Raw genomic sequence first — 25,067 nt, forward strand, 5'->3', positions numbered from 1 at the left:
TCCGCGAGTGTGGCGCTGTTCTGTTGCGACGTCTCGGGTCGTCTTGCGCGGCGCAGTGTTTGCGTGGGGTCGGCCGCTCGCCGCGGTGCGTGGTGCCGCGTGGTGATGATCGCGCGCCGTACAGCGGTTTTGCGTGGTGGCGTGGTGCCGCGAGCGTGGCGCTGTTCTGCTGCGAAGCTGCGGGTCCTCTTGCGCGGCGGAGTGTTTGTGTGGGTTCGGCCGTCTGCCGTGATGCGTGGTGCCGCGTGGTGATGATCGCGCGGCGAACAGCGGCTTGGCGTGGTGGCGTGGTCCCGCGAGCGTGGCGAGGTCCTCCTGCAAAGCCTCGGGTCGTCTTGCGCGGCGCAGTGCCTGCGCGGGGTCGGCCGCTTGCCGCGGCGACTGGCGCTGTGTGGTGATCGCGCAAAGCGAACAACGGCTTTCGGTGGCGCCGTCGTTCCGCGAACGTGGTGTGGTGGTCGATCGTTCCGTAATCGTCCACTGTGGACTCGATGTTAATTGCGTTGACCGGACCATCGGCCGCGAGTCATGATTTTCCCATCAGCGCGACAGAAGCAGCCGAGAGGGGGAAGACCGTGTGGATGACCGAGATCGATCGCGCAGCCGCGGTCTTCCCCGTGCTCTGACCTGGCACTGAACCGCGGCGCCGAACCCGGACAACGAACCGGCCCGGGCGCGCGCTGACCGCACACCGACAGCGGCACCGAAGCGCGAAACCGTGCCCGGAATCCACCACCTCACCTTCTCGATCTTTTCCCGATAAGTCTCCGCGCGCCCGCCCTCCCGCTACCTTGGGTGGTCGCTGTGCGGAGCCGCCGAGTGCGTGCGTCGTCCCGGGGGAGGGGCGGCGTGCGCGCTCGCGCGTCACCGAAAGCGCCGCCGCGGGCGAAAGCGTTGCACAATGGGGGCATGGACACCGAGGTCGCCGATCCGCTGGCCGGGTTCGCCGGGTTCGCGGCGGCTCTGCGTGAGGCGGGCGTCGCGTGCGATGCGCGGCGCGTGCAGGCGTATCTGGCCGCCGTCGCGGAGGTGGACATCGCGGAGCCCACGCAGCTGTACTGGGCCGGCCGGCTCACGTTGTGTTCCGATCCCGACGACCTGCCGCGCTACGAGGAAGCCTTCGCGCGCTGGTTCGAGGGCGACGAGACCCGCCGCGGCACCCAATCCGTCCCCGCGCAGAAGCGTGCCCGCATCGCGCCGCTGACGTCCGACAGCGGTGGCAGCGGCGAAGGCGAGGAAGAGCCCGACACCCTGAAGGTCGCCGCGAGTGACCACGAAGTGCTGCGCCACCGTGATCTCGCCGAGCTCACCAAAACCGAGCGTGAGCACCTGCGCGAGCTCCTGGCCACGCTCAAACCGGTTCCGCCGCAACGCCGCGCGGCACGCCGCCACCCCGCCCACCGCGGCCGGCTGGACCCCGCGCGCACGCTGCGCGCCATGCTCGCCGACGGCGGCGAACCCGTGCGCCTCGTCCGCAGCCGCCGCGGCACCCGCCCGCGGAAGACGGTGCTGCTCATCGACGTCTCGGGTTCGATGAGCCCCTATGCCGACGCGTTGCTGCGCTTCGCCCACGTGCTCACCAGGTCCGCACCGTCGAGCGTCGAGGTCTTCACACTCGGCACGCGCATGACGCGGGTGTCGCGCCAGCTGCGGCAGCGCGACCCGGAGCAGGCCATGCTCGCGGCCGGCAACGCGGTGCCCGATTTCGCCGGCGGCACGCGCCTCGGCGAGACGCTGCGGGTGTTCCTCGACCGCTGGGGCCAGCGCGGAATCGCGCGCCGCTCCGTGGTCACCGTGTTCTCCGACGGCTGGGAACGCGGCGACGTCGCGCTGCTGTCCGAGCAACTCGGCAGACTGCGCCGGCTCGCGCACGCCGTATTCTGGGTGAATCCGCACGCAGGGCGGGAGGGGTACGCTCCGGTTCAGTCCGGCATCGTGGCCGCCCTGCCCCACATCGACCGGTTGCTGGCCGGGCACAGCCTGGCGACTTTGGAACGACTGCTCGGGGAGATTGCCGATGCGTGACGTACTGGACGACGTGTACCGCCGCTGGCTGGCGGGCGAGACGGTGGGCCTGGGCACGGTGGTGGCCACGTTCTCGTCGGCGCCGCGGTCACCGGGCGCGTCGATGGTGGTGGCGCCGGACGGCACCGTCGCCGGCAGCGTGTCCGGCGGGTGCGTCGAGGGCGCGGTCTACGAGCTGGCCCAGGAAGTGGTCACCGACCGCAAGCCCGTGCTGCAGCGCTACGGCGTGACCGACGACGACGCCTTCGCCGTGGGCCTGACCTGCGGCGGGATCATCGACATCTACGTGGAGCACCTCGACCGCGAGTCGATGCCGGAGCTGGACCAGGTCGTGGCCTCGGTGCGCAGCGGCGAGCCCGTCGCCATCGTGACGATCGTCGAGCACGAGACGCCCGGCCTGGTCGGCGAGCGCATGATCGTGTGGCCCGACCGCGTCGAGGGCTCGCTCGGCTCTTCGCGCATGGACGACGCCGTGGCCGACGACGCGCGCGGCCTCCTGGCCAGCGGTCGCACCGGCACCCTGCGCTACGGGCCGGACGGCCAGCGCCGCGGCGAAGGCATGGCCGTGTTCGTGAACTCGTTCGAACCGCCGCCGCGGCTGCTCGTGTTCGGCGCCATCGACTTCGCCGCCGCCATGGCGCGCATGGGCGCCTACCTCGGCTACCAGGTCACGGTGTGCGACGCGCGGCCCGTGTTCGCCACCAGCAGCCGGTTCCCCGACGCGCACGAGGTCGTGGTCGACTGGCCCCACCGCTACCTCGCCGCCGAGGCCGAGGCCGGCCGCATCGACAGCCGCACCGCGATCGCCGTGCTCACGCACGACCCGAAGTTCGACGTGCCGCTGCTGGAGATCGCGCTGCGCCTCGACGTCGGCTACGTCGGCGCCATGGGCTCCCGCAAGACCCACGACGACCGCTTCGCCCGCCTTCGCGAAGCCGGCATCACGGAAGCCGAGCTGGAACGGCTTTCGTCGCCGATCGGCCTCGACCTGGGCGCGCGCACGCCCGAGGAAACCGCGGTGTCGATCGCGGCGGAGATCATTTCGCTGCGCTGGAGCGGAACCGGACGACGATTGGCCGCTTTGTCCGGCCGGATCCACAACTGAGTGTTTTTCAGAAAGTCCCGCACGCCACGGTGTGCGGGACTTTTTGATGAGTCCGCATCTGCGGAGGAAACACACGGGATAAACCGCACTTGCGGAATTTGATTCACTGTAGACCCGACAATGCGGTGAAAAACCCGCTCATCCTCGAGCGACTGCGGCGAGCAGTGGGGGACTGACCGGAAATCCCCACGCCCAGGCGGAAGTCGACCATGGTGTGACCGTCCACCTGAGACTCGGGTGAGTTTTGCCGCCGGGTGGAAAAATCACCCGGACGGAGGTCCGCATCTGCGGAAGGGCCCTGCACATAAGCATGCAGATGCGGGAGTACGGCCCGGATGTACGACATCCGGACTTGTCCGCGCGCGTAAGGAGTAGCAGGCTCCCATGTGAGGCCGATCACGATCGACCTTGGCCGTTCCCGAACCGGCCCGCCGGCCCCACCCGGGTCAGGCGGGCATTTGCTCTTGGAGGCCTTTGATGCGCATCACCGTCACCGTCGACGGCACGAAGTACACCGATGAGGTGGAGCCCCGCACACTTCTCGTCCATTACCTGCGGGAACGCGTCGGGAAAGTGGGCACAGTCGTCGGCTGCGACACGAGCAACTGCGGCGCGTGCACCGTCCACCTCGACGGCCACAGCGTGAAGTCCTGCTCAGTGCTCGCGGTCCAGGCCGACGGCAGCGAGGTCACCACCGTCGAAGGACTCGCCCGCGACGGGCGGCTCCACCCGGTGCAACAGGCGTTCCACGACAACCACGCCCTGCAGTGCGGGTTCTGCACGCCGGGCATGATCATGCAGTCCATCGACCTGCTGGCCGACAACCCCGATCCAGACGAACAGGCCGTCCGTGAAGGACTCGAAGGCAACCTGTGCCGCTGCACGGGTTACCAGAACATCGTGCGCGCCGTGCGCGACGCCGCGAAGCACATGAGCCCGGGCGCCGGACCCGAGGCCGAACAGATCAAGCACGTCGGTGTGGGTGGTGAGTGATGACTGCCACGATCGAACCCGAAGTCGGGAAGTCCCGTCGCCGCAAGGAGGACGAGCGGCTCATCACCGGCCGCACCCGCTGGACCGACAACATCGCGCTCCCGGGCATGCTGCACCTCGCCGTGCTGCGCAGCCCCATGGCGCACGCGAAGATCACCTCCCTCGACACTTCGGCGGCCAAGGATTCGCCGGGTGTCATCGCCGTCTACACCGCCAAGGACCTGGATCCGGACGGTTCGATCGGCATGCCGTGCGCGTGGCCGATCACGCCGGACATGAAGGCGCCGCGCCGGCCCGTGCTGGCCGATGGCCAGGTGAACTTCGCCGGTGAGGGCATCGCCGTGGTCGTGGCGCGCAGCTCCAGCGAAGCCCACGACGCGCTCGAAGGCATCGAGGTCGAGTACGACGAGCTGCCCGTGGTGCTCGACATGGAGGCCGCGCTCGCCGAGGGCGCGCAGCTCGTGCACGAGGACCTGGGCACCAACAAGAACGCGTTCTGGGCGTTCGACTCGGCCGAGGCGGGTACCGGCGGCAATGTCGAGGACGCCATCGCCTCGTCCGAGATCGTGGTCAAGCGCCGCTTCCGCCAGCAGCGGCTCATTCCCGCGTTCATGGAGCCGCGGGCGTGTGTCGTCGATCCGACGGGCGCGCAGCTGACGATGTGGTCGGCCACGCAGGTCCCGCACATCCTGCGGGTGATGACGGCGCTGACACTGGGGCTCCCGGAGCACAAGGTGCGCGTGATCGCGCCTGACGTCGGCGGCGGCTTCGGCGGCAAGATCGCCGTGCTGCCCGAAGAGATGATGGCCGTCCTGGTGGCGCAGAAGCTCGGGAAACCGGTGAAGTGGAACGAGTCGCGCTCCGAGTCGATCCTCACCGCCCACCACGGCCGCGATCAGATCCAGGACATCACGATCTCCGCGAACGCCGACGGCACGGTCACCGGCCTGAAGGTCGAGCTGATCGCGAACCTGGGTGCCTACAACGGGCTCGTCGGCCCGGGTGTGCCGATCCTGGGCGCGTTCATGTTCAACGCGATCTACAAGTTCCCCGCCTACCACTTCGCTTGCACCAACGTGTTCACCACGACCACGCTCACCGACGCCTACCGCGGCGCCGGCCGGCCGGAGGCGACCTACGCCATCGAGCGGATCATGGACGAGCTCGCAGACGAGCTCGGCATGGACCCGATGGAGCTGCGCGAGAAGAACTGGATCAAGCACGAGGAGTTCCCGTTCACCACGGTGGCCGGGCTGACCTACGACTCGGGCAACTACGAGGCCGCCACCGCGAAGGCCAAGGAGCTCTTCGACTACGACGGCCTGCGGCGCGAGCAGCAGCGGCGGCGCGAATCGGGTGACCCGGTGCAGCTCGGCATCGGCATCTCCACGTTCACGGAGATGTGCGGCCTGGCGCCGTCGCGGGTGCTCGGCTCGCTGGACTACGGGGCGGGCGGCTGGGAGTACGCGCAGCTGCGGGTGCTGCCCACGGGAAAGATCGAGGTGACCACCGGAGCCTCGGCCCACGGCCAGGGGCACGAGACGGCGTGGAGCCAGATCGTGGCCGACCAGCTGGGTGTGCCGTTCGAGGACATCGAGGTGCTGCACGGCGACACGCAGTCGTCCCACAAGGGCATGGACACCTACGGCTCGCGGTCTCTCGTCGTCGGGGGCATCGCCGTCGTGAAGGCGGCCGAGAAGGTCGTGGCGAAGGCGATGCCGATCGCCGCGCACATGCTCGAATGCGCCGAGGACGACCTGGAGTTCGGAGGTGGCAAGTTCACGGTCAAGGGCACAGATCAGTCGACGACGATCCAGGATGTCGCCTTGGCCGTGTTCGCGGCCCACGACCTGCCCGACGGAATCGAGCCCTCGCTCGACTCCGACGCGACGTTCGACCCGGAGAACTTCTCCTTCCCGCACGGCACGCACCTGTGTGCCGCCGAGGTGGACACGGAGACGGGCCGGATCAAGCTGCGCTCGTACGTGTGCGTGGACGACGTCGGCGTGGTCGTGAACCCGCTGATCGTCGACGGCCAGGTGCACGGCGGGCTCGCGCAGGGCATCGCGCAGGCGCTGTTCGAGGAGGCCGTGCACGACGAGAGCGGCACGCTCACCACGGGCACGTTCGCCGACTACCTGCTGCCCTCGTCGGCGGACCTGCCGTCGTTCACCACGGCGCGCACCGAAACGCCGTCGACGACGAACCCGCTCGGCGCCAAGGGCGTCGGCGAGGCGGGCACGATCGCCTCGACACCGGCGGTGGTCAACGCGGTGGTCGACGCCGTGCGCCACTTCGGCGTGAACGACATCGAAATGCCGCTGACGCCGATGCGCGTGTGGCACGCCATCCAGCACGGAACCACGGGAGCCGGGGGAGCCGGCTCGGAGGCCGGCGGCGGCCTCGGTTCGATCGACGCTTCCGGAGGTGCCCAGTGATCCCGGCCCCGTTCGAGTACGTGGCTCCGTCCAGTGTGGACGAAGCGGTGCAGGCGCTCGCCGCCGCGGGCGAGGACGCCAAGGTGCTGGCGGGCGGGCAGAGCCTGCTGCCGGTGCTGCGGATGCGGCTCGCCGCGCCGACCACCCTGGTGGACCTGCGCAACATCGCGGAGATGCGCGGTGTCCGCGAAGACGGCGACGCCATCGTGATCGGCGCGATGACCACGCACTACGACGTGCAGCGCGATGCCCTCGTCGCCGAGCACGCGGCGCTGGCCAAGGAGGCGACCGACAAGGTGGCCGACCCGCAGGTGCGCCACCGCGGCACGTTCGGCGGCTCGCTCGCGCACGCCGATCCGGCGGGTGACCTGCCGGCTGTGGCGGTGGCGCTCGACGGCTCGCTGGTGATCGCCGGACCGAACGGCCGGCGCACGGTGGGCGCGGGAGAGTTCTTCCAGGACTTCTTCACCACTGTGCTGGCGCCCGACGAGCTGCTCGTGGAGGTTCGCCTGCCCAAGCACACGGGCTGGAGCGCGCACTACGAGAAGTTCAACCGCGTCGCGCAGGCGTGGTCGATCGTCGCGGTCGCGGCCACCGTCCGCACCGAGGGCGGCGTGATCGAGGAGGCCCGGGTGGCGCTCACGAACATGGGCTCGACGCCGGTGCGGGCCGTCGCGGTGGAGCAAGCGCTGGTGGGCGCCTCGGCGAACGCCGACGTGATCCGCGCGGCCGCCGCGCACGCCGCCGACGGCACGAGCCCGGCCGCCGACGGCAACTCCGACGTCGAGTACCGGCAGCACCTCGCGCGGGTGCTCACGGGCCGTGCCCTCACGGCCGCGGTCGGAGGCTGATTGTCGACGAGGCCCACCTTTCGGCCGTCACGGTCGTAAGGTGGGCCTCATCGGTTCTTGGCTTTTGGTTCTGCGGTTCGAAGGAGAGGAGGTCGGCCCGTGCGGCTCGACCACGAATTCACCGTCCCCGCGCCTCTCGAGGAGGTGTGGCAGGCCGTCATCGACCCCGAGCGCGTCGCCCCGTGCATGCCGGGGGCCGCGCTCACCAAGGTGGAGGGCGACTCCTTCACGGGTACGGTGAAGGTCAAGCTGGGCCCGATCTCCTTGCTGTACAAGGGATCCGGCGAGTTCCTCGAAAAGGACGAAGCGGCCCGCAAGGTCGTCATCAAGGCCTCCGGCAAGGACGCCCGCGGCGGCGGCACCGCGGCCGCGACCGTCACGGTCACCCTGCGCGCGACCGACGACGGCGGCACCCACGGCGACGTGGCCAGCGACATCGCCATCACGGGCCGCCCGGCGCAGTTCGGCCGCGGCCTGATCTCGGAGGTGGGCGGCAAGCTGCTGGACACCTTCGCGGGCAACCTGGCCGACTCACTGCGAGCGGACTCCGGCGCCGGCGCCACGCCCGGCCCAGCCGCCGCATCCGCCGGCTCGGGCTCGGTATCGACCACCCAGGCGGCGACCGCCCCGGCCGCCGAGGCGACCGCCAAGAGCGACCTCGCCGAACAGTCCGCCGCCGACAGCGCCGAAGCCGGCTCAGCGGCCAAGCCCCAGCTCCGCAGCGTCCCCTCCGGCGGCTCGACCGGCGAAACCGAAGCCATCGACCTCCTGGACTACGCGGGCCAGTCCGTGGCCAAACGCCTCATCCCGGTCGCCGCGGGCGCCGCGGTGCTGTTCGCGGTGTTCATGATCATCCGGGCCTTGCGCCGCCGCTGACCCACTCCCGCCGGCGGGTCCGCGGGTTGCCACCCGCGCCCGCCGGCAAGCTCCTCCCGGACGGCGGGCCTCACCCGGTGCTTCGCTCGAGCTGCCCCGCGCCCCCGCCGGACGACAAAACCGCCGCCCTCCCAAGGGGGCGCGCCCATGTCCATTTTATCGGCCCAACCCGACAAAACCTGGCGAAAGCGGCACGGAGCGCCTGGTTGTCCACAACTCGGCTCGGCTGTGGACAACCTGGGTGGCGGCTCGCGGAACCCGGCGGAACAGGCGGCCGCGAGCCCGGCGGATCGGCGGAGCGAGCACCCGCCCACAGCACCGGGCAAAGCGGTTGGACAAGCAGTCGGTGTAGGAACCGGCCAAGCACGTGATCGCGAATCCGGCCGAGCGTTTGGTGGAACGCGTGGCTAAGCGGCGGACGGACCGCGGGGCCGGGTGGCTGGTGACAGAACACCTGGCCGCGCGCGTGGCGGCGAATCCGGCCGAGTAGCCAACCCGGCCAAGAGGTTGGACAAGCAGTCGGTGCAGAAACCGGCCAAGCAGGTGACCGCGAATCCGGCCGAGCGTTTGATGGAACGCCTGGCCGAGCGGCAGGCGGTCCGGGTGGCTGGTCACGGAATACCTGGCCGCGCACGCGGTCGCGAACCCCCGGTCAAGCAGCCAACCCGGCCAAGCAACCTGTCCGACCTGGCAACCCAGCCGAGCACCCGCCCGAGCCAGCCAACCCAGCCCACCAAACACCCCACCCAGGCTCCCGGCCACACCCTCACCCGAACCGGAATTTGCCCACCCGCTCTACCCCAGTCATGACCGCGGGGCAGAGGGGCTCCGGGATTTCCCCCGGTCCGGCGACGGCGGAGGGTTGACCGGCTACCCTGGGCCACCTCGTCGGCCGAAGGGGCGTCACGATGCTGGGAGCGGGACCCCGCGGCGTGCGGGGTGCGCTGGCGGCGTGGCGGGAGTGGGACGGCCTGCCGTCGCGGTGGGGGATGTGGGTGGTGGCGCGGCGGAGGTGGATCGCGTACGCCGTGGTGTGCGAGGTGGCCGCCGTGGTGGCCGTGGCGGTCGGGTTCGCGACGAACTTCGGCGGCGCGGTGCAGTTCGGGTGGTTCGCGACGCTCGTCGTGCTCGGGATCGCGCAGGCGGAGATGTCGCGGCGGATCGAGCGGCTGCGGCGGTGGATGAGCGGCCAGACGCACATCAACGTCACCTCCGTCTGGTACCTCGCGGGCGCGTTCCTGCTGCCGCCGGCGTGGGTGGCGCTGCTGGCGCTCGTCCTCTACCTGCACCTGTGGTTGCGAGTCTGGCGAAGCGTCCGCACGCGGCCTGCGCACCGGTTCCTCGCCAGCACGGCGTGGGCGATGCTCAGCTGCTTCGCGGCGTCCTCAGTGCTGACCATCGACCACCTCAACGACGCGCACCTCGACACGTGGCACGGTGTGCTCGCCCTCGTCGCGGCTGCCGCGGTGTTCGAGCTGGTCAACATGGCGCTGGTCGCCGTCGGCATCTACCTCTATACGGGCAGCCGCCAGGCCGCGGACCTCATCGGCACGTGGGAGGACAACGCCTTCGAGATCGCCACGCTGTGCCTCGGCGGCCTCGCCGCGCTCGCGCTCGTGGCGCAGCCCGTGCTCGTCGTCTTCGTGGTGGCGCCGCTGCTTCTGCTGCACCGCTACCTGCTTCTGAAACAGCAACTGCAGGTCGCCGCTGTCACGGACGAGAAGACCGGGCTGCTCAACACCGCCGGCTGGCACGACCTCGCCACGCGCGAGTTCACCCGCGCCCGCCGACGGGGCCCCGGCAGTGAGTTCGCCGTGCTGATGATCGACCTCGACCACTTCAAGCGCATCAACGACACCTACGGCCACCTCACCGGCGACGAGGTCCTGGCCGCCGTCGCCGTGGCGATCGCGGAGGCCGTGCGCCAGAGCGACACCGTCGGGCGCTTCGGCGGCGAGGAGTTCGTGGTGCTGCTGCCGGCCACCGGCGGCACGCCCGTGCTCGCCATCGCCGAGCGCGTGCGGGTCGCGGTGGGGGAGCTGAGCGTGGTGGTCGGCGGGACGGTGCAGGTCAGCGGCCTGTCGGTGTCCATCGGCGTCGCCGGCTACCCCGACGCGGGCGACACGCTCGACCAGGTGCTGCGCTCCGCCGACGCCGCCCTCTACCGAGCCAAGGACGCCGGGCGCAACCGCGTCGCCGTGTGAGTCACCGCTCGAAATACGCGTTCCCCGCGGTTGTTGAACGTTGTATGAGTGCGGATCACGAGACGGACGTCGTGGTGATCGGGGCGGGACAGGCGGGGCTGTCGGCGGCGTACCACCTGCGGCGTTCGGGTCTCGCCAACGAGACCGGCTTCGTGGTCCTCGACCACGGCAAACGCCCCGGCGGCGCGTGGCAGTACCGCTGGCCCTCGCTGGTCGTCGGCAAGGTCAACGGCATCCACGACCTCCCCGGCATGGCGTTCGGCACGCCCGACCCGGCCCGGCCCGCCAGTGAGGTCGTGTCCGAGTACTTCGGCCGCTTCGAGAAGACGTTCGACCTGCCCGTGCACCGCCCGGTCGACGTCACGGCGATCCGCGAGGACGGCGAACGCCTGCTGGTCGAGACCCCCGCCGAGACGTGGGCCGCACGCGCCGTGATCAGCGCGACCGGCACGTGGGACCGCCCCTTCTGGCCCCACTACCCGGGCCAGGAGCGCTTCGCCGGCCGCCAGTTGCACACCGCCGACTACCCCGGCGCCGAGGCGTTCCGCGGGCGCCGCGTGGTCGTGGTCGGCGGCGGAATCTCGGCGGTCCAGCTGCTGATGGAGATCGGGCCCGTCGCGAGGTCGACGACCTGGGTCACCCGCCGCCCGCCGGTGTGGCGCGACGAGGAGTTCAGCGAGGAGTGGGGCCGCCAGGCCGTCGCGAAGGTGGAGCGGCGCGTGCGCGAGGGGCTGCCGCCGCAGAGCGTCGTGAGCGTCACCGACCTCGCCGTGACGCCCGAGGTGCGGGCCGCGGAAGCCGCCGGGTACCTCGACCGCAAGCCGATGTTCGACCACCTCGTGCCCGAGGGCGTCGTCTGGGCCGACGGCACGTTCGAACCCGCGGACACCATTCTCTGGGCCACCGGCTTCCGCGCCTCGATCGACCACCTGGCGCCCCTGCACCTGCGTGCGCCCGGCGGCGGCATCCGCATGGACGGCACACGCGTGGTCGCCGAGCCGCGCCTACACCTCGTGGGCTACGGGCCCTCGGCCAGCACCGTCGGCGCCAACCGCGCCGGACGCGCCGCCGTGCAGGAGATCCGCCGGTACCTCGGCCTCTGAGCTCGACAACTCGACAACTCGATACGACGTAAAGTATCGTCGGCACCAATCGCTTACAATGTAAAGAGATGGGGCCGACATGGTCACGCTGCCCGGCGGAACCACGATCGACGTCGAGGTGCACGGCGACGGACCGGCGTTGCTGCTGCCCGTGAACCCACGCCCGCTGGAAGGCGAGCAGGCCGAGTCCGTGCGTCAGTGGGGCGGCGACCCCGCGCTGGGTCGCTCGCTCATCGACGGCCTCGCCGGCTTCCGCGTGATCGCCTTCGACTACGAAGGCCACACCCTCGCCCACCCGCGCCCGGAAACCCTTACACCGGAAGAAATCTCGGCCGACCTGCTGGCGATCGCATCCGCCGTGGACGCCGAACGCTTCGCCTACTACGGCTACTCCTGGCTCGCCCTCGCCGGCCTTCAGCTGGCCCTGCGCACCGACCGCCTCACCGCGCTGGTGATGGGTGGCTACCCGCCGCTCGACGGCCCGTACGACGCGATGCTCGCCGTCACCCGGGCGACGCACGCGATGCCCCGCACTGAAGGCGGCGACGCGACGCCGGGCGACTGGGACTCCGTCGGCTTCACGATGTCCACGGCGCAGACCCGCCAGTTCGTCACGCTTTATGAAGCCCTGCAAGGCTTCGACGACCACGCCGTCCACCTGACGTGTCCCCGCCTGTGCTTCGCGGGCGCCGAGGACCGCATCGAATACGGCGAACGCTGGGGTGGCGTCACGGTTGACATCGCGGGTCCGCTCGTGAGAAACCGCGCGGCCCTCGAGCGGGACGGCTGGAAGGTGGAACTCCTCGACGGTCTCGACCACATGACCGCCATGCAGGCCAAGGCGGTGCTCCCGATGATCTCGGCCATCAGGCCGCGCTGAGTCTCGCTCGGCCGGAGTCCTCGCCCGGCACCAGGACGATCCGGCCGACCGGCTCACGACGTTCCATCCGCTCGTGTGCGGTGACGGCCTCGGCGAACGGGAGCACGTCGATCTCGGTCTCACCGAGGCCGGCGGCGACCGCCGCCAGTGCCGCCTCCAATGCCGGCCGGACGACCTGCGGGTGGGCGGGCAGGTAGGCGCCCGCGTTGAAGCCGGCGACCGTGGTGCCCGTCAGCCACAGCTGGTTGGTGTCGACCTGGTGACTCCAGTCGCCGCCGGCGTTGCCCGCCACGATCAGCCTGCCGCCCGCCTTGAGCAGAGCCAGGCTGTGTGTCCGGACGTCGCCGCCGACCGGGTCGACGATGACGTCGAACTTCTCCTCGCCCAGCGCGCCGGACAGATCGGCGGAGTCGACGATGGTGTCGTAGGGCAGCTTGGTCACGGCGGCCGCGGCGAGCTTGCCGCGGCGGACGGTGCCCACGACGCGGGCGGCACCGAGGCGGCGCGCGATGCCGGGGAACGCCGCGGAGAACCCGCCCAGCGCACCCTGGACCAGGACGCTCTCTCCCTCGGCGAGGTGAGCGACTCGGGTGAGCGCCACGTGGGCCATCGCCGCGTTCGGCACGACCGCGACCGCGACCGCGGGGTCGATGCCGTAGCGCTGCGTCGAGGCCACGAGCGCGGTGTCCGCGACGGAGATCGACGCGTACCCGCCCGCACCGGTCGCCGACATCGAGACAACCGGTTCCCCGATGGCGAACCCGGTGACCCCCTCGCCCAGTTCGCGGACCGTCCCGGCGACCTCCAGGCCGGGGACGAACGGGGGCCGCGGCAGGCCCGGCCGGTCGCCGAACAGCCCTTGGCGCATGAACACGTCGATCAGCCCCACTGCGGCGTGGCTGACGTCGATGGTGATCTGGCCCGGCCCGGGCACCGGATCCGGCAACTCGGCGACCGACAGGACGCTCGGCTCGCCGAACGCGGTGATCTGCACTGCTCGCACGGAAAGGTCCTCTTTCGTTCAAGGAAGACTCATAACGCACCTCGTGATGCGCTATGCCGACCGTAGCACCGCGCACGGCGTTAGCGCACCCCATGATGCGCTAAAATTGATCCATGCGTGAACGAGCCCGATCGGCCGAAGACAAGGCGCAGCGGGCCGAGGACCTGCTCGGCGCTGCCGAATCAGTCGCTCTCGAACTCGGCGGGGTGCGGTTCGTCACCATCGCCGCGGTCACCGAACGGGCCGGCCTGCACCGGACCGGGGTGCGGCGCTACTACGCGAACAAGGAGGAACTGCTGCTGGAGCTGGCCGAACGTGGCTGGGGACAGTGGCGCGACGCCGTCGCCGCTGCCGTCCTCGACCGAACCGGGCTGGGGCCGGACCGGGTCGCGGCCGTCCTCGCGGACACCCTCTCGCCGCTGTCGGTGTTCTGCGACCTGCTCGGTCACGTCGCCATGCACCTCGAAGGCGACGTCGACATCGAACGGGCTCGTGCCTACAAGACCAACGCCTTCGCCGCCGCTGCCGGGATCGTCACCGCGTTGGAGCGGGCGAGCACCATGACCGCCGATCAGCTCCGGAACCTCATCACCACCGCGATCTCTCTCGCGGCCGCCCTGTGGCAGGCCTCGCACCCGACCCCGACGCTGGCGACGCTCTACGAGCAGGAACCGGACTGGGGGCATGTCGCGCTCGACTTCGAACCTCGGCTCGGCCTGCTCCTGCGCGCGACGGCCGCGGGGCTGGCGTAGATCAAGAAATTAGACAGCCAAGGCTGATCAGTATAGGCTGTCTATCGTGAACGAACAGACCTCTCCCGACGCCGTGGCCCAGCGGCTGCGGATCGTCTTCGGCCGGCTGCGGCGCCGGTTGCAGGACGCGTCGTCCGTGCGTGGCCTGAGTGCGCCGCAGGCGTCGGCGCTGGCTCGGCTGGCGATTTCCGAACCGTCGTCGGCCAGCCAGCTGGCCGGCGCGGAGCGGGTCCGGCCGCAGTCGATGGCCAAGACGGTCGCGGCCCTGCACGAGCAAGGCCTGATCCGGCGCGAGGCCGACGCCGAAGACGCCCGCCGCCAGCTGCTCTTCCTGACCGACGAGGGCCGCGCGGTCGCCCAGGGGGCCCGCGCGAGCCGGGAAGAGTGGCTGGCCAAGGCGTTCGAGCAGCGCTTCACCGAGGCCGAGCGCCGGGTGCTGGACCAGGCGCTGACCTTGCTGGAGCGCGTGGTCGAAGAATGAGCGCACCCGTGAAGCCGCGCCAGCGCTTCGGCGCGGAAGACGGGTTCAACCGCAAGCTCATCGCGCCTCTCGTCTCGGGTGCGATCCTGAACCCGATCAACTCCACGATCGTCTCCGTCGCGCTGGTGCCGATCGGCGCCGCGTTCGGCGCGCCGCCCTCGCAGACGGCGTGGCTGATCTCCGCGCTCTACCTCGCGACGGCGGTCGGCCAGCCCGTGGTCGGGCGTCTCATCGACGTCTACGGCCCACGCCGGCTGTTCCTCCCCGCGACGGCCCTGGTCGGGGTCGCGGGCGTGATCGGCGCCCTGGCCCCGAACCTGGCGGTGCTGATCGTCGCCCGCGTGATCCTCGGCTTCGGCACCTGCGCCGGCTACCCCGCGGCGATGCGGCTGATCCGCGACGAAGGCCGCCGCACCGGCAAGGACAGCCCTGCCGGCGTGCTCACCATCCTCGCGATCGCCACGCAGACCATCGCCGTGATCGGCCCGCCGCTGGGCGGGCTCCTGATCGGCCTCGGCGGCTGGCGCACCACGCTGGCGGTCAACATCCCCATCGCGATCGTGGCGTTCGTGCTCGGCCGGCTGCGGTTCCCGCGCGACGAACGCGCCCCGGGCAAGCTGAACCTCGACGTCCCCGGCATGGCCCTGTTCGCGACGACGCTGGTCGCGCTCCTGCTGTTCCTCATGAACCCGCACGTCGGCTCGTGGTACCTGCTCGTGATCACCGCTCTCGCCGCCTCGGCCTTCACGGTGCACGAGCTGCGCCACCCCAAGCCGTTCATCGACCTGCGGGTGCTCGGCGGCAACGTCCCGCTGCTGCTCACCTACGGCCGCGCCCTGCTCGCGTACGTCGTGTCCTACAGCTTCATCTACGGCTTCACCCAGTGGCTCGAGGACGGCCGCGGCCTGTCGGCGAGCACCACCGGCCTGGTCACGCTGCCGATGTTCGCCACCGGCATCGTCGTCTCGGCGATCACCGGACGCCGGCAGGGCTTGCGCGGCAAGCTGGTCGTCGCGTCGGTCGCCCAGCTCGTCGCGTGCGTGCTCTTGCTGACGCTGGTGCCGGCCAGTCCGTTGTGGACGATCGTCGGCATCGTGCTGATCTTCGGCATCCCGCAGGGGCTCAACAGCCTCGCGCTGCAGAACGCCGTGTACCGGCAGGCGAATCCGGAGAACGTGGGCGCGTCGGCGGGTCTGCTGCGCACCTTCGGCTACCTCGGCGCCATCGTGTCCTCCGCCGCCCAAGGCGGATTCTTCGGCCAACGGGCCGACACCGGCGGCCTCCATCACCTGGCGTGGTTCCTGGTGATCGCGAGCGTCGTCTTCCTGCTCGTCAACGTCCTCGACCGGACGCTGGCGCGATCCACCCATCCCGAAAGGCACCCGGAAATGACCGAACAGCTCGACCCGGCCCGCACCGCCCTGCTCGTCATGGACTACCAGGCCGGCATCGTGAGCCGCGTCGCCGACGACCAGGCGCTGGTCGATCGCGTCGACACCGCCATCGCCGACGTCCGCGCCCACGGCGGGCACGTCGGCTGGGTCCGCGTCGGTTTCGACGACGCCGAGTTCGACGCCATCCCGGCCACCAGCGTGTTCGCCCGCATGGTTTCGCCCGAAACCCGTGCGGTGATGCACGCCGACGCCCCGGCCACCCAGATCGACGAGCGGCTCAGCCCGCAGCCGCAGGACGTCTCGGTGCGCAAGGTCCGCGTCGGCGCGTTCACCACCACCGACCTCGACACGCAGCTGCGCGGCCGCGACGTCGACACGCTCGTGCTCGCCGGCATCAGCACCAGCGGCGTGGTGCTCAGCACCGTGCGCGAGGCGATGGACCGCGACTACCGCATCCTCGTGCTCGACGACGCCAGCGCCGACCCTGAGCCCGGCACCCACGAGTTCCTCACCGGCCAGATCTTCCCGAAGTTCGCCACGGTGCTCGATGTCGACGCGTTGGCGAAGCTCTGGGCCTAGCGGCTCAGCGGCTCAGGTAGCGGACCTGCCCGGGCTTCGCGGCGTCGAAGTCCGGGCGGCCCGCCAGGTGCACGGGCACGCCGACCTCCCACCACGCGCCGGCTTCCGTCCAGGCCGCGGGCAGCGTGCGCACCACGACCACCGCGGGCCGGCGCTCGGCGACGGCGGCCGCGCGCGCCTTGGCATACGCGTCGCGCAGATCGTCGACCGACGAGGCCTCGAAAACGAGGCAGCCCAGCGATTCCGCGTGGCGCGCGAAGTCCACGCGCGGCGGCTCGGCGTGGGAGGTGCGGCAGTCGGCGTAGAAGTTGTTGAACGGCTTGCCGCCCTGGCCCTGCTGCAGGCGCGCGATCACGGCGTACCCGTCGTTGTCGCAGACCACCGCGACGAGCGGGTGGCCCGCGAACGCGGCGGAAAACAGGTCGGAGTTGAGCATCAGGTACGAGCCGTCGCCGAGCATGGTCGTCACGAGACCGCCGTCGTGGGCGATCGCGGCGCCCCACGCGCCGGAGAGCTCGTAACCCATGCACGAGAAGCCGTACTCCACGTCCATGCTCACCTCGCCCGAGCCGCGCCAGCCGCCGATCAGCTCACCGGGCAGCCCGCCGGACGCGGTCATCACGTAGTCGCGGGGCTCGGACAGGTCGTTGACCACGCCGACGACCTGCGCGTAGCTGGGGATCTCCGAGGCGGCAGAACGCAAGGAGTCGATGTGCTGGTCCCACTTGACGCGTTCCTCGGCGGCCTGGGAAGTCCACTGTGGATCGACGCGCCAGCTTTCCAGCTGTCCCCCCAGATCGTCGAGCCCGGCGTAGGCGTCGCCGATGACGGCCAGCGCGCCGTGTTTCACCGCGTCGAACCCGGCCGCGTTGAGCGTGACCAGCCGCATCTCCGGTGAGAACACCGTCCACGACGCCGTGGTGAAGTCCTGCAGCCGGGTACCGACGGCGAACACGACATCGGCCGAAGCGGCCACGGCGTTCGCCGAAGACGACCCGGTGATGCCCAGCGGCCCCGCGTACAGCGGGTGGGTGTGCGCCACCAGCGTCCGCCCGGCCGTGGTTTCCGTGACGGGAATCCCGTGCCGCTCGGCGAACTCCAGCGCACGGCGGCCCGCTCCCGAGTAGCGCACGCCGCCACCCAGCACCAGCAGCGGACGCCGGGCCGCGCGCAGCACGCCCGCCGCCTCGGTCACCGCGCGCCGGTCCGGGCGCGGGCGTGGCAGCCGGTGCGTCACAGGCTCGAACAGCGAAGGCGGGAAGTCGAAGGTCTCGGCCTGGACGTCCTGCGGCAGCGCGAGCGTCACCGGCCCGCAGTCGGCCGGGTCGGTGAGCACCCGCGCGACCTGCGGCAACGTCGCGAGCAGCTGCTCCGGACGCGTGATCCGGTCGAAGTAGCGGCTCACGGCGCGGAACGCGTCGTTCACGGTCGCCGTGCCGTCGTGGAAGGGCTCGATCTGCTGCAGCACCGGGTCGGGCGCGCGGCTGACGAACGTGTCGCCCGGCAGCAGCAGCACCGGCAGCCGGTTGGCGTGCGCGACGCCCGCGGCCGTCACCATGTTGAGCGCGCCCGGGCCGATCGACGAGGTCACGACACCGACCTGGCGCCGTTGCGTCGCCTTCGCGTAGCCGACGGCCGCGAGCGCCATGCCCTGCTCGGTGTGCCCGCGCCACACGGGGATCCCGTCGCGGTGCTCTTCCAGCGCCGTGCCGAGGCCGAGGACGTTGCCGTGGCCGAAGATCGCGAAGACGCCGGGGAACAGCGGTACCTCGCGCCCGTCGAGCGTCTCGGACCGTTGCGCCAGCAGCCAGCGCACCAACGCCTGCGCCGTCGTCAGCTTCATCGCGCGCGTCCCTCGTAATCGGTGACCGGACAGCGCGGGTCCGGCTCCTGCGTGGCCCACGTGTCGCGGACCCAGCCGTGCGCGGGGTCGTCGCAGAACGCCATCGAACGTTCTTCCGCGGGCCCGGCCAGCACGTTCAAGTAGTACATCGGGTAACCCGGCGCCGCGACGCACGGGCCGTGGTAGCCGCGCGGGATGAGGAACACGTCCCCGTCGCGCACGGCCACGTCTTCATCCAGCGAACCGTCGGCCGTGTAGGTGCGGTGCAGGCCGAAGCCCTCGCGCGAGGGCGTGACGCCGTCGCGCCCGGCGATGCGGAAGTAGTAGATCTCCTCGTTCACGACCTCGCACTCGCCGGCCTCGTCGTGCTTGTGCGGCGGGTACGAGGACCAGTTGCCGTCGGGGGTGATGAGCTCGCACGCGTTGAGCTTGTCCGCGTGGTCCCACACGCCGGGCACGCCGAAGTTGGTGACCTGGCGCGTTGCCTGGCCCGAGCCGCGGACCTCCACCGGCACGTCCTCGGCCGCGCCGTACCTCGGCTCCAGCCGGTTTTCGCAGCGGGCCATCGGCATCGCCACCTCGGCGCCGGTGGGCGAGGTCAGTACCACCTCGGCGTCGCGGGGCACGTAGACGAAGTCCGTGACGCGCGAGAACACCGAATCGCGGCCTTCGAGCTCGAATTCCTCGTCGTCGACCCGCACGCTGAGCGAGCCGGACAGCGGCAGCACGAAGGCCTCGAACTCGCCGGTCTCGATCATCCGGGGCAGCCGGCGGCCGACCTTGAGCACCCGCAGGCCGGTGTGGTTCCACCCGGCCCCTTCGGGCGTCAGGAGAATCGGGTCGGAGTCGTCGGTCAGTGTCCCGTGTGGACGGTGCAGTGCGCTCACTTCGCGGCCTCCAGGATCTTCGCGGCAGCTGCCACGGCGGACCCGACGTCGCCGTCGGGCGGGTAGAGCAGGGTACGGCCCACGACGAGGCCGCGCACCACGTCGTGGCGCAGCGTGCGGCCCCACGACGCCAGGTCGGCGGCGGGGTCGCCGGACGGCACCCCGCCGAGGATCACCACCGGCAGCGTCGTGGCGCCGAGCACGGCGGTGTCGTCGGTCGAGGGCAGCTTGAGCCAGGTGTGCGCCGACGTGACGCCGATGCCCGACGCCACCGTGACGGCCCGGGCCAGCGCCGCCGCGTCCTTCTGCAGCACGAGCCGGCCTTCGGCGCGGGCGTACGGCAGGGGCTCGACCATGGCCATGAGGCCGTAGGACGCGAGCTCCGTGACGGCGTCGGCGCAGGCCTGCAGCGTCGGGACGGTGCCGGGATCGTCGTCGACGAGCCGCAGCAGCATCTTGCCGCCGTCGAGCCGGCAGTCGACGAGCGACGCGGCGTGGTAGCCGGTGAAGCGGTCGTCGATCTCCCAGTCGGCGCCGGCCAGGCCGCCGCGGTTCATCGAGCCGATCACGACCTTGTCGTGCAACGCGTCGAGCAGCAGCAGCTCCTCGACGACGTCGGGGGTGGCGAGCAACCCGTCAACGGACGGGTTGGCCAGCGCCACGAGCAGCCGTTCGAGCAGCGACCGGCGGTCGGCCATCGCGAGGGGATCGCCGCCCACACCCAGCGCTCCGCGCGCCGGGTGGTCGGCGGCCACGAGGAACAGGGTTCCCTTGTCCGACAACAGGTTCTCGCGCCGCCGCCGCGACGCGTACGCCCGCCGCACCGCGCCCGGGTCGGTGGCCCGCACGCGCAGCAGCTCGCTCCAGCGTTCGTCGGACAGCATCAGTGTCACAACAGCTCCTCGATCTCCGCGGCGGTCGGCATCGCGTCGGCGCACGCGAGCCGCGCCGCGACCAGCGCGCCGGCCGCGTTCGCGTACTCCGCGAGGCGCACCGGTTCCCAGCCCGACAGCAGCCCGTGCACGAGGGCACCGCCGAAGCCGTCGCCCGCGCCGAGGCCGCACACCACCTCGACGCGCTGCGGCTTCACCGTCGCGCGGCCTTCCGGGGTCGCGACGAGCACGCCTTCCGCACCCTTCTTGATCACCGCGAGGCGCACGCCGCGCCCCAGCATCCGGTCGGCGGCCTCTTCCGGGTCCGCCGTGCCCACGGCCACCTCGACCTCCGCGCGGTTGCCGACGGCGACCGTCACGTGGTCGAGCATCCAGCCGATCTCCTCGCGCGCGGTCTCGACGTCCGGCCAGAACATCGGCCGGTAGTCGAGGTCGACGACGGTGTGCCGGCGCCGCCCGCGGGCTTCGAGGATCTTGCGCTGCGTCGTGCGCGCCGGCTCCGTGGACACGCCCGTGCCCGTGACCCACAGCAGCGGCACTTCGCGCACGACATCCCACGGCACGTCGGCGTCGGTCAGCGTGAGGTCGGGCGCGATGGGGGAGCGGTAGAACAGCAGCGGCGGGTCGGCCGGCGGGTTCAGCTCGCAGAACACGACCGGCGTCTGCAGCTCCGGCGACGTGCCCACGTGCTCGGGTGAGACACCGAAGCCCGTGAGCGCCTGGCGCACGTAGTCGCCGAACCCGTCGGGCCCCACCTTCGTGAGCACGGCGGTGCGGCGGCCGAGCCGCGCGGCGGCGACCGCGACGTTGGTCGCGGTGCCGCCGAGCGACTTGGCGAACGTGGCGACCTCGGCCAGCGGCACGCCGCTCTGCTCGGGGTAGAGGTCCACCCCGACCCGGCCGATGGTCAGCGCTTCGAGACTCACGTCTCCACCGCGCGCAGCTCGTGTTCCAGGGCCTCCAGCTCGGCACCACCCGCCATCTGCCGCGTGAGCTCCGCGATGTCGATCTCGGACTTCTTGTACGACCCGAGCGCGGCACCTCGCTTGAGCAGCAGGAACCGGTCGGCCACCGGGTAGGCGTGGTGCGGGTTGTGGGTGATCAGCACGACGCCGAGGCCGCGGTCGCGCGCCTGTGCCACGTACTTGAGCACCACACCGGCCTGCTTCACGCCGAGCGCCGCGGTGGGCTCGTCGAGGATCAGCACCTTCGCGCCGAAGTGCACGGCCCGCGCGATGGCCACGCACTGGCGTTCACCGCCGGAGAGGGTGCCCACGGGCTGCTCGACGTCGCGCAGGTCGATGCCCATGTTCGCGAGCGCCTTCTTGGTGGTCTCGCGGCCCTTCTTCCGGTCGAGCATGCGGAACGGCCCGACGCCTACCGTCGGCTCGGAGCCGAGGAAGAAGTTGCGCCACACGCTCATCAGCGGCACCACGGCGAGGTCCTGGTACACCGTGGCGATGCCGCGGTCCAGCGCCTCGCGCGGCGAGGTGAACCGCACGGGCTCGCCCTCGACCAGGAACTCGCCGCGGTCGTGCTGGTGCACGCCGGCGAGGATCTTGATCAGCGTGGACTTGCCGGCGCCGTTGTCGCCGAGCACGCAGGTGACCTCACCGGCGTTGACCACAGTGGACACATCCCGGAGCGCCACGACGCTGCCGTACATCTTGCCGACGTCCTTGACCTCGATCAGGGGAGCGTTCATCGCCGGACCCTTTCCGCGCGTCGCCGGAAGGCGTTGTTGACCAGGACCGCGGCCAGCAGCATGATCCCGAGGAACAGCATGAACCAGTCGCTGTCCCAGCCGGCGAACACGATGCCCTGGCGCGCCATGCCGAAGATGAGGGCGCCGATCGCGGCGCCCACGGCCGAGCCGTAGCCACCGGTGAGCAGGCAGCCGCCGATCACCGCGGCGATGATGTACTGGAACTCCAGCCCGATGCCCTGGTTGGCCTGCACGCTCGCGAACCGCAGGATGTTGATCGAGCCGACGAGCCACGCGGCCAGCGCCGTGCCCATGAACAGCAGGATCTTCGTGCGCACCACCGGCACGCCGACCGCGCGCGAGCTGGCCGCCGAGCCGCCGACGGCGAAGATCCAGTTGCCGAACCGCGTGCGCGACAGCAGCCACGCGGCGACCGCCGTGACGCCGATCCACCACACGATGGAGATCTGGAACGGCGTGCCCCCGATGTTCACCGTCGAGGCGAACACGAATCCGGCCGACGCGTAACCGTCGGTCGAGCGCATGCCCGAGACCTGCACGGTGCCGGTGACCAGCCGCGTCACGCCGAGGTTGAGGCCCTGCAACGCGAGGAACGTGCCGAGCGTGACGATGAAGCTCGGCAGGCCCGTTTTCATCACGAGCCAGCCGTTGAACGCGCCCACGACGAGCGCGAACACCAGCGAGGCCAGGAGGGCGAGCCACACGTTCCAGCCCACCTCGGTCGCGAGGATGGCGGTGACCAGCGAGGTCGACGCCGTCATCACACCGGCCGAGAGGTCGAACTCGCCGCCGATCATGAGCAGCGAGACGGCCACGGCCATGATGCCGAGCGTCGCCGCGTCGTCGAGCCAGGTCGCGGCGCCGCTGGCGCTGAAGAACTTTTCGGTGACGAGGGAGAAGAAGAGGAAGACGACAGCGGCGCCGAGCAGGGCGCCGATCTCCGGCCGGACCACCAGCCGGTCCATGAGCGTCGGCTTCACGAGCCGTTCGTCGAGCGTGGTGGTGGTCATCGGGTGCCCCTTTGCACGTACTGGCCGACCTTGTCCACAGTGGATTTGTCGACCAGGTCGGGGCCGGTGAGCACCGGCTTGCCGCCGCCGACGATGTTCGCGTTGTCGCGGTAGAGCTTGAGGAACATGACCGGGAGGTAACCCTGCTCGTACTGCTGCTGGTCGACGGCGAAGAGCACGTCACCCGACTTGATGGCGGCCACCACGTCGGAGTTCAGGTCGAACGTGCCGACCTGCGCCTGCGAGCCCACCGACTTGATCGCGCTCACGGCGCGGGCGGCGACCTGCGAGTTCAGGGTCAGCACCGCGTCGATCGACGGGTCGGTCTGCACGGCACCGCGGATGCGCGACTCGGCGTCGGTGGGGTTGGAGATGTCCACCTGCAGCGTCTGCACGTCGCCGCCGAAGCCGCTCTTCGCGCCGTCGCAGCGTTGCGCCTGGCCGACGTTGCCGGCCTCGTGGATCACGCAGAGCAGCTTCTTCTTGCCGAGGTCCTTGAACTTCTTCCCGGCTTCCTGGCCCGCGATGGACTCGTTCTGGCCGACGTGGGTGAGCGCGCCGTACGCCGCGCTCTTGTCCTCGCCGGAGTTGATGGTGATCACCGGGATCCCGGCGCGCACCGCCGCCTCGATCGAGGGCTGCAGGGCCTCGGGGTTGGCCATCGAGACGACCAGGCCCCCGATCTGCTGGGCGACGGCGTTGTCGATCAGCTTGGCCTGCGCGCCCGGGTCACCGTCGGAGGCGTACTCGACCTGCACACCCAGGTCCTTGCCCGCCTGCTCGGCGCCGTTCTTGACCACGTTCCAGAACGCGTCGCCCGCGGTGCCGTGGGTGATCACGGCGACCTTGAGCGGTCCGGACTCCACCGGCGCCGCGGCGGGGGCCGTGGCCTTCGGCTCGGCCGCGGGCCCGGTGCACGCCGAGAGCAGCAGGCCGGTGGCCAGCAGCCCCGCCACTACCCGGGCGGCCCTCGAGCGCGGTTTCGGCACCGTGTGCCTCGAAACCGTGCGCCTCAAGCGATGGGACATCGTCGTCTCTCCTCGCTTCGTCTTCCTCGTTGTCTTCTCAGCCGGCCAGGCGGCCGACGATCGCCCCGAGGCAGGCCAGGCTCGCCGCCACGTCCCGCTTCGGCAGGTCCACGGGGCTGCGCTCGTCGAGCGCCGTGTCCTGCTCCAGCACGTACCAGCCGTCGTAGCCCGCTTCGTGCACGAAGCGAACCATGGCTTCGATGTCCACGTCACCCTCACCCAGCGGGACGTACAGACCTTTGCCCACGGCCTGGGTGTACCCGACGGTGCCCTTGCGGACGGCTTCGGCCAGCTCACCGCGCACGTCCTTGAGGTGCAGGTGCCCGATCCGGTCCGGGTACCGCCGCGCCAGCTCGACGGGATCGGTGCCGCCGATCAGCAGGTGCCCGGTGTCGAGGCACAGCGGCAGGTCGGAGTCGGTGAGGAACCGTTCGACCTCGGCCTGCGTCTCGGCGTGGGTGCCGACGTGGGGGTGCAGCACGGTCTTGAGGCCGTGGCCGGCCGCGACGTCGCGGATGCGGCCGGCGGTGGTGATCAGGGTGGCCCACTCGGAGTCGGTGAGGGCGGGCCGTTCGTCGTAGCCGTCGAGGCCGGTCGCGGCGGCGAGCACGAGCACCTCGGCTCCGCACGCGGCGAAGAGCGCGGCGGAGTCCTCGGCTTCGGCGAGGGCGGCCTCCGGGTTCTCGTGCAGCACCACCGCGAGGAATCCGCCGATGAGGTTGAGACCGTGACCGCCGAGGAGCTTCTTCAGCTCGGCCGGGTCGCGCGGGAGGTACCCGGGCGGGCCGAGCTCGGTGGCGGTGATGCCGAGCTCCGCCATCTCCCCGAGCACGGTCGGCGCGTCGAGGACCCGGCCCCAGCCCGGCACTTCGCACACCCCCCAGGAGATCGGTGCGGCGGCGATGCGGATGGTGGCGGTCATGGGAACCCTCTCCGTGCGGTGACCCTTGGCGTTGGCCCGTTCGGTGCGCGTTGGAGCGCTCTATTGATTAGAGC

General features: G+C 71.0%; 21 protein-coding genes. 12 read left to right on the plus strand and 9 right to left on the minus strand.

Going from position 1 to position 25,067, the window contains the following annotated elements; genetic code table 11:
- The first annotated feature begins 909 nt into the window (after positions 1–909).
- From AB0878_RS16940 to AB0878_RS16980, 9 genes are all read left to right on the plus strand, one after another.
- The gene (locus AB0878_RS16940; protein WP_366580757.1) at positions 910–2,025 is read left to right on the plus strand and encodes a VWA domain-containing protein; all 1,116 of its coding nucleotides are present in this window, start codon (positions 910–912) and stop codon (positions 2,023–2,025) included.
- Positions 2,018–3,130 carry an XdhC/CoxI family protein gene (locus AB0878_RS16945; RefSeq protein WP_366580759.1) on the plus strand — a complete coding sequence of 371 codons (1,113 nt, stop codon included), beginning with the start codon at positions 2,018–2,020 and terminating at the stop codon, positions 3,128–3,130. Before AB0878_RS16940 ends, AB0878_RS16945 begins: the two co-directional genes overlap by 8 nt.
- Positions 3,131–3,607: 477 nt before the next feature.
- Positions 3,608–4,123, plus strand: a complete 516-nt coding sequence (locus AB0878_RS16950; RefSeq protein WP_366580761.1) for a (2Fe-2S)-binding protein — start codon at positions 3,608–3,610, stop codon at positions 4,121–4,123.
- A complete protein-coding gene (locus tag AB0878_RS16955; protein ID WP_366580763.1) occupies positions 4,123–6,561 on the plus strand; it encodes a molybdopterin cofactor-binding domain-containing protein in 2,439 nt (812 codons plus the stop codon). The genes AB0878_RS16950 and AB0878_RS16955 overlap by 1 nt, the downstream gene beginning before the upstream one ends.
- Positions 6,558–7,412, plus strand: a complete 855-nt coding sequence (locus AB0878_RS16960; RefSeq protein WP_366580765.1) for a xanthine dehydrogenase family protein subunit M — start codon at positions 6,558–6,560, stop codon at positions 7,410–7,412. Before AB0878_RS16955 ends, AB0878_RS16960 begins: the two co-directional genes overlap by 4 nt.
- Positions 7,413–7,511: 99 nt before the next feature.
- Positions 7,512–8,288, plus strand: a complete 777-nt coding sequence (locus AB0878_RS16965; RefSeq protein ID WP_366580767.1) for an SRPBCC family protein — start codon at positions 7,512–7,514, stop codon at positions 8,286–8,288.
- 908 nt (positions 8,289–9,196) lie between these two features.
- A complete protein-coding gene (locus tag AB0878_RS16970; RefSeq protein ID WP_366580769.1) occupies positions 9,197–10,492 on the plus strand; it encodes a GGDEF domain-containing protein in 1,296 nt (431 codons plus the stop codon).
- A 44-nt stretch (positions 10,493–10,536) separates the two neighbouring features.
- Positions 10,537–11,595 (plus strand): NAD(P)-binding domain-containing protein, encoded by a 1,059-nt coding sequence (locus AB0878_RS16975; protein ID WP_366580771.1) that lies wholly within the window; start codon positions 10,537–10,539, stop codon positions 11,593–11,595.
- Between the two features lie 79 nt (positions 11,596–11,674).
- Positions 11,675–12,475, plus strand: a complete 801-nt coding sequence (locus AB0878_RS16980; protein ID WP_366580773.1) for an alpha/beta fold hydrolase — start codon at positions 11,675–11,677, stop codon at positions 12,473–12,475.
- On the opposite strand, the gene AB0878_RS16985 is transcribed toward AB0878_RS16980, so the two are convergent.
- Positions 12,462–13,478, minus strand: a complete 1,017-nt coding sequence (locus tag AB0878_RS16985) for a zinc-binding dehydrogenase (protein WP_366580775.1) — start codon at positions 13,476–13,478, stop codon at positions 12,462–12,464. The two genes, AB0878_RS16980 and AB0878_RS16985, sit on opposite strands and share 14 nt — an antisense overlap.
- 113 nt (positions 13,479–13,591) lie before the next feature.
- Between AB0878_RS16985 and AB0878_RS16990 the strand changes: the two genes are divergently transcribed.
- From AB0878_RS16990 to AB0878_RS17000, 3 genes are read left to right on the plus strand one after another with little or no spacing between them, the layout of a single operon-like run.
- Positions 13,592–14,230: a hypothetical protein gene (locus AB0878_RS16990; protein ID WP_366580777.1), complete on the plus strand. Its 639-nt coding sequence runs from the start codon at positions 13,592–13,594 to the stop codon at positions 14,228–14,230.
- Positions 14,231–14,276: 46 nt separating this feature from the next.
- Positions 14,277–14,711 (plus strand): MarR family transcriptional regulator, encoded by a 435-nt coding sequence (locus AB0878_RS16995; RefSeq protein ID WP_366580779.1) that lies wholly within the window; start codon positions 14,277–14,279, stop codon positions 14,709–14,711.
- Entirely contained in the window at positions 14,708–16,684 is a 1,977-nt protein-coding gene (locus AB0878_RS17000) for an MFS transporter (protein ID WP_366580781.1), read from the plus strand. Before AB0878_RS16995 ends, AB0878_RS17000 begins: the two co-directional genes overlap by 4 nt.
- A gap of 4 nt (positions 16,685–16,688) precedes the next feature.
- On the opposite strand, the gene iolD is transcribed toward AB0878_RS17000, so the two are convergent.
- The 8 genes from iolD to AB0878_RS17040 are packed head-to-tail and all read right to left on the minus strand — an operon-like array spanning position 16,689 to position 24,993.
- Positions 16,689–18,527 carry a 3D-(3,5/4)-trihydroxycyclohexane-1,2-dione acylhydrolase (decyclizing) gene (gene iolD / locus AB0878_RS17005; protein ID WP_366580783.1) on the minus strand — a complete coding sequence of 613 codons (1,839 nt, stop codon included), beginning with the start codon at positions 18,525–18,527 and terminating at the stop codon, positions 16,689–16,691.
- Positions 18,524–19,414 (minus strand): 5-deoxy-glucuronate isomerase, encoded by an 891-nt coding sequence (iolB, locus tag AB0878_RS17010; protein ID WP_366580785.1) that lies wholly within the window; start codon positions 19,412–19,414, stop codon positions 18,524–18,526. Before iolB ends, iolD begins: the two co-directional genes overlap by 4 nt.
- The gene (locus AB0878_RS17015; protein WP_366581110.1) at positions 19,411–20,298 is read right to left on the minus strand and encodes an aldolase; all 888 of its coding nucleotides are present in this window, start codon (positions 20,296–20,298) and stop codon (positions 19,411–19,413) included. The genes iolB and AB0878_RS17015 overlap by 4 nt, the downstream gene beginning before the upstream one ends.
- 5 nt (positions 20,299–20,303) lie before the next feature.
- Positions 20,304–21,233, minus strand: coding sequence for a 5-dehydro-2-deoxygluconokinase (gene iolC, locus AB0878_RS17020; protein WP_366580787.1), 930 nt, complete (start codon positions 21,231–21,233; stop codon positions 20,304–20,306).
- Positions 21,230–22,012: an ATP-binding cassette domain-containing protein gene (locus tag AB0878_RS17025; protein ID WP_366580788.1), complete on the minus strand. Its 783-nt coding sequence runs from the start codon at positions 22,010–22,012 to the stop codon at positions 21,230–21,232. The genes iolC and AB0878_RS17025 overlap by 4 nt, the downstream gene beginning before the upstream one ends.
- Entirely contained in the window at positions 22,009–23,043 is a 1,035-nt protein-coding gene (locus tag AB0878_RS17030; RefSeq protein ID WP_366580790.1) for an ABC transporter permease, read from the minus strand. The genes AB0878_RS17025 and AB0878_RS17030 overlap by 4 nt, the downstream gene beginning before the upstream one ends.
- The gene (locus AB0878_RS17035) at positions 23,040–24,071 is read right to left on the minus strand and encodes a substrate-binding domain-containing protein (protein ID WP_366580792.1); all 1,032 of its coding nucleotides are present in this window, start codon (positions 24,069–24,071) and stop codon (positions 23,040–23,042) included. The genes AB0878_RS17030 and AB0878_RS17035 overlap by 4 nt, the downstream gene beginning before the upstream one ends.
- A gap of 37 nt (positions 24,072–24,108) precedes the next feature.
- Positions 24,109–24,993, minus strand: coding sequence for a sugar phosphate isomerase/epimerase (locus tag AB0878_RS17040; RefSeq protein WP_366580794.1), 885 nt, complete (start codon positions 24,991–24,993; stop codon positions 24,109–24,111).
- Between the last annotated feature and the right edge of the window lie 74 nt (positions 24,994–25,067).

The sequence above is a fragment of the Amycolatopsis sp. NPDC047767 genome, from assembly GCF_040704195.1.
GTDB lineage: Bacteria > Actinomycetota > Actinomycetes > Mycobacteriales > Pseudonocardiaceae > Amycolatopsis.

What these genes read in the sequence shown, in the direction of transcription:
- AB0878_RS16990 (WP_366580777.1), top strand. Translation starts at nt 13,592, where the DNA reads ATGCGTGAACGAGCCCGATCGGCCGAAGACAAGGCGCAGCGGGCCGAG.
- AB0878_RS16970 (WP_366580769.1), top strand. Translation starts at nt 9,197, where the DNA reads ATGCTGGGAGCGGGACCCCGCGGCGTGCGGGGTGCGCTGGCGGCGTGG.
- AB0878_RS17015 (WP_366581110.1), bottom strand. Translation starts at nt 20,298, where the DNA reads ATGCTGTCCGACGAACGCTGGAGCGAGCTGCTGCGCGTGCGGGCCACC.
- AB0878_RS17035 (WP_366580792.1), bottom strand. Translation starts at nt 24,071, where the DNA reads ATGTCCCATCGCTTGAGGCGCACGGTTTCGAGGCACACGGTGCCGAAA.
- AB0878_RS17030 (WP_366580790.1), bottom strand. Translation starts at nt 23,043, where the DNA reads ATGACCACCACCACGCTCGACGAACGGCTCGTGAAGCCGACGCTCATG.
- AB0878_RS16945 (WP_366580759.1), top strand. Translation starts at nt 2,018, where the DNA reads ATGCGTGACGTACTGGACGACGTGTACCGCCGCTGGCTGGCGGGCGAG.
- AB0878_RS17000 (WP_366580781.1), top strand. Translation starts at nt 14,708, where the DNA reads ATGAGCGCACCCGTGAAGCCGCGCCAGCGCTTCGGCGCGGAAGACGGG.
- AB0878_RS16980 (WP_366580773.1), top strand. Translation starts at nt 11,675, where the DNA reads ATGGTCACGCTGCCCGGCGGAACCACGATCGACGTCGAGGTGCACGGC.
- AB0878_RS16975 (WP_366580771.1), top strand. Translation starts at nt 10,537, where the DNA reads ATGAGTGCGGATCACGAGACGGACGTCGTGGTGATCGGGGCGGGACAG.
- AB0878_RS17025 (WP_366580788.1), bottom strand. Translation starts at nt 22,012, where the DNA reads ATGAACGCTCCCCTGATCGAGGTCAAGGACGTCGGCAAGATGTACGGC.
- AB0878_RS16940 (WP_366580757.1), top strand. Translation starts at nt 910, where the DNA reads ATGGACACCGAGGTCGCCGATCCGCTGGCCGGGTTCGCCGGGTTCGCG.
- AB0878_RS16955 (WP_366580763.1), top strand. Translation starts at nt 4,123, where the DNA reads ATGACTGCCACGATCGAACCCGAAGTCGGGAAGTCCCGTCGCCGCAAG.
- AB0878_RS17040 (WP_366580794.1), bottom strand. Translation starts at nt 24,993, where the DNA reads ATGACCGCCACCATCCGCATCGCCGCCGCACCGATCTCCTGGGGGGTG.
- AB0878_RS16950 (WP_366580761.1), top strand. Translation starts at nt 3,608, where the DNA reads ATGCGCATCACCGTCACCGTCGACGGCACGAAGTACACCGATGAGGTG.
- iolD (WP_366580783.1), bottom strand. Translation starts at nt 18,527, where the DNA reads ATGAAGCTGACGACGGCGCAGGCGTTGGTGCGCTGGCTGCTGGCGCAA.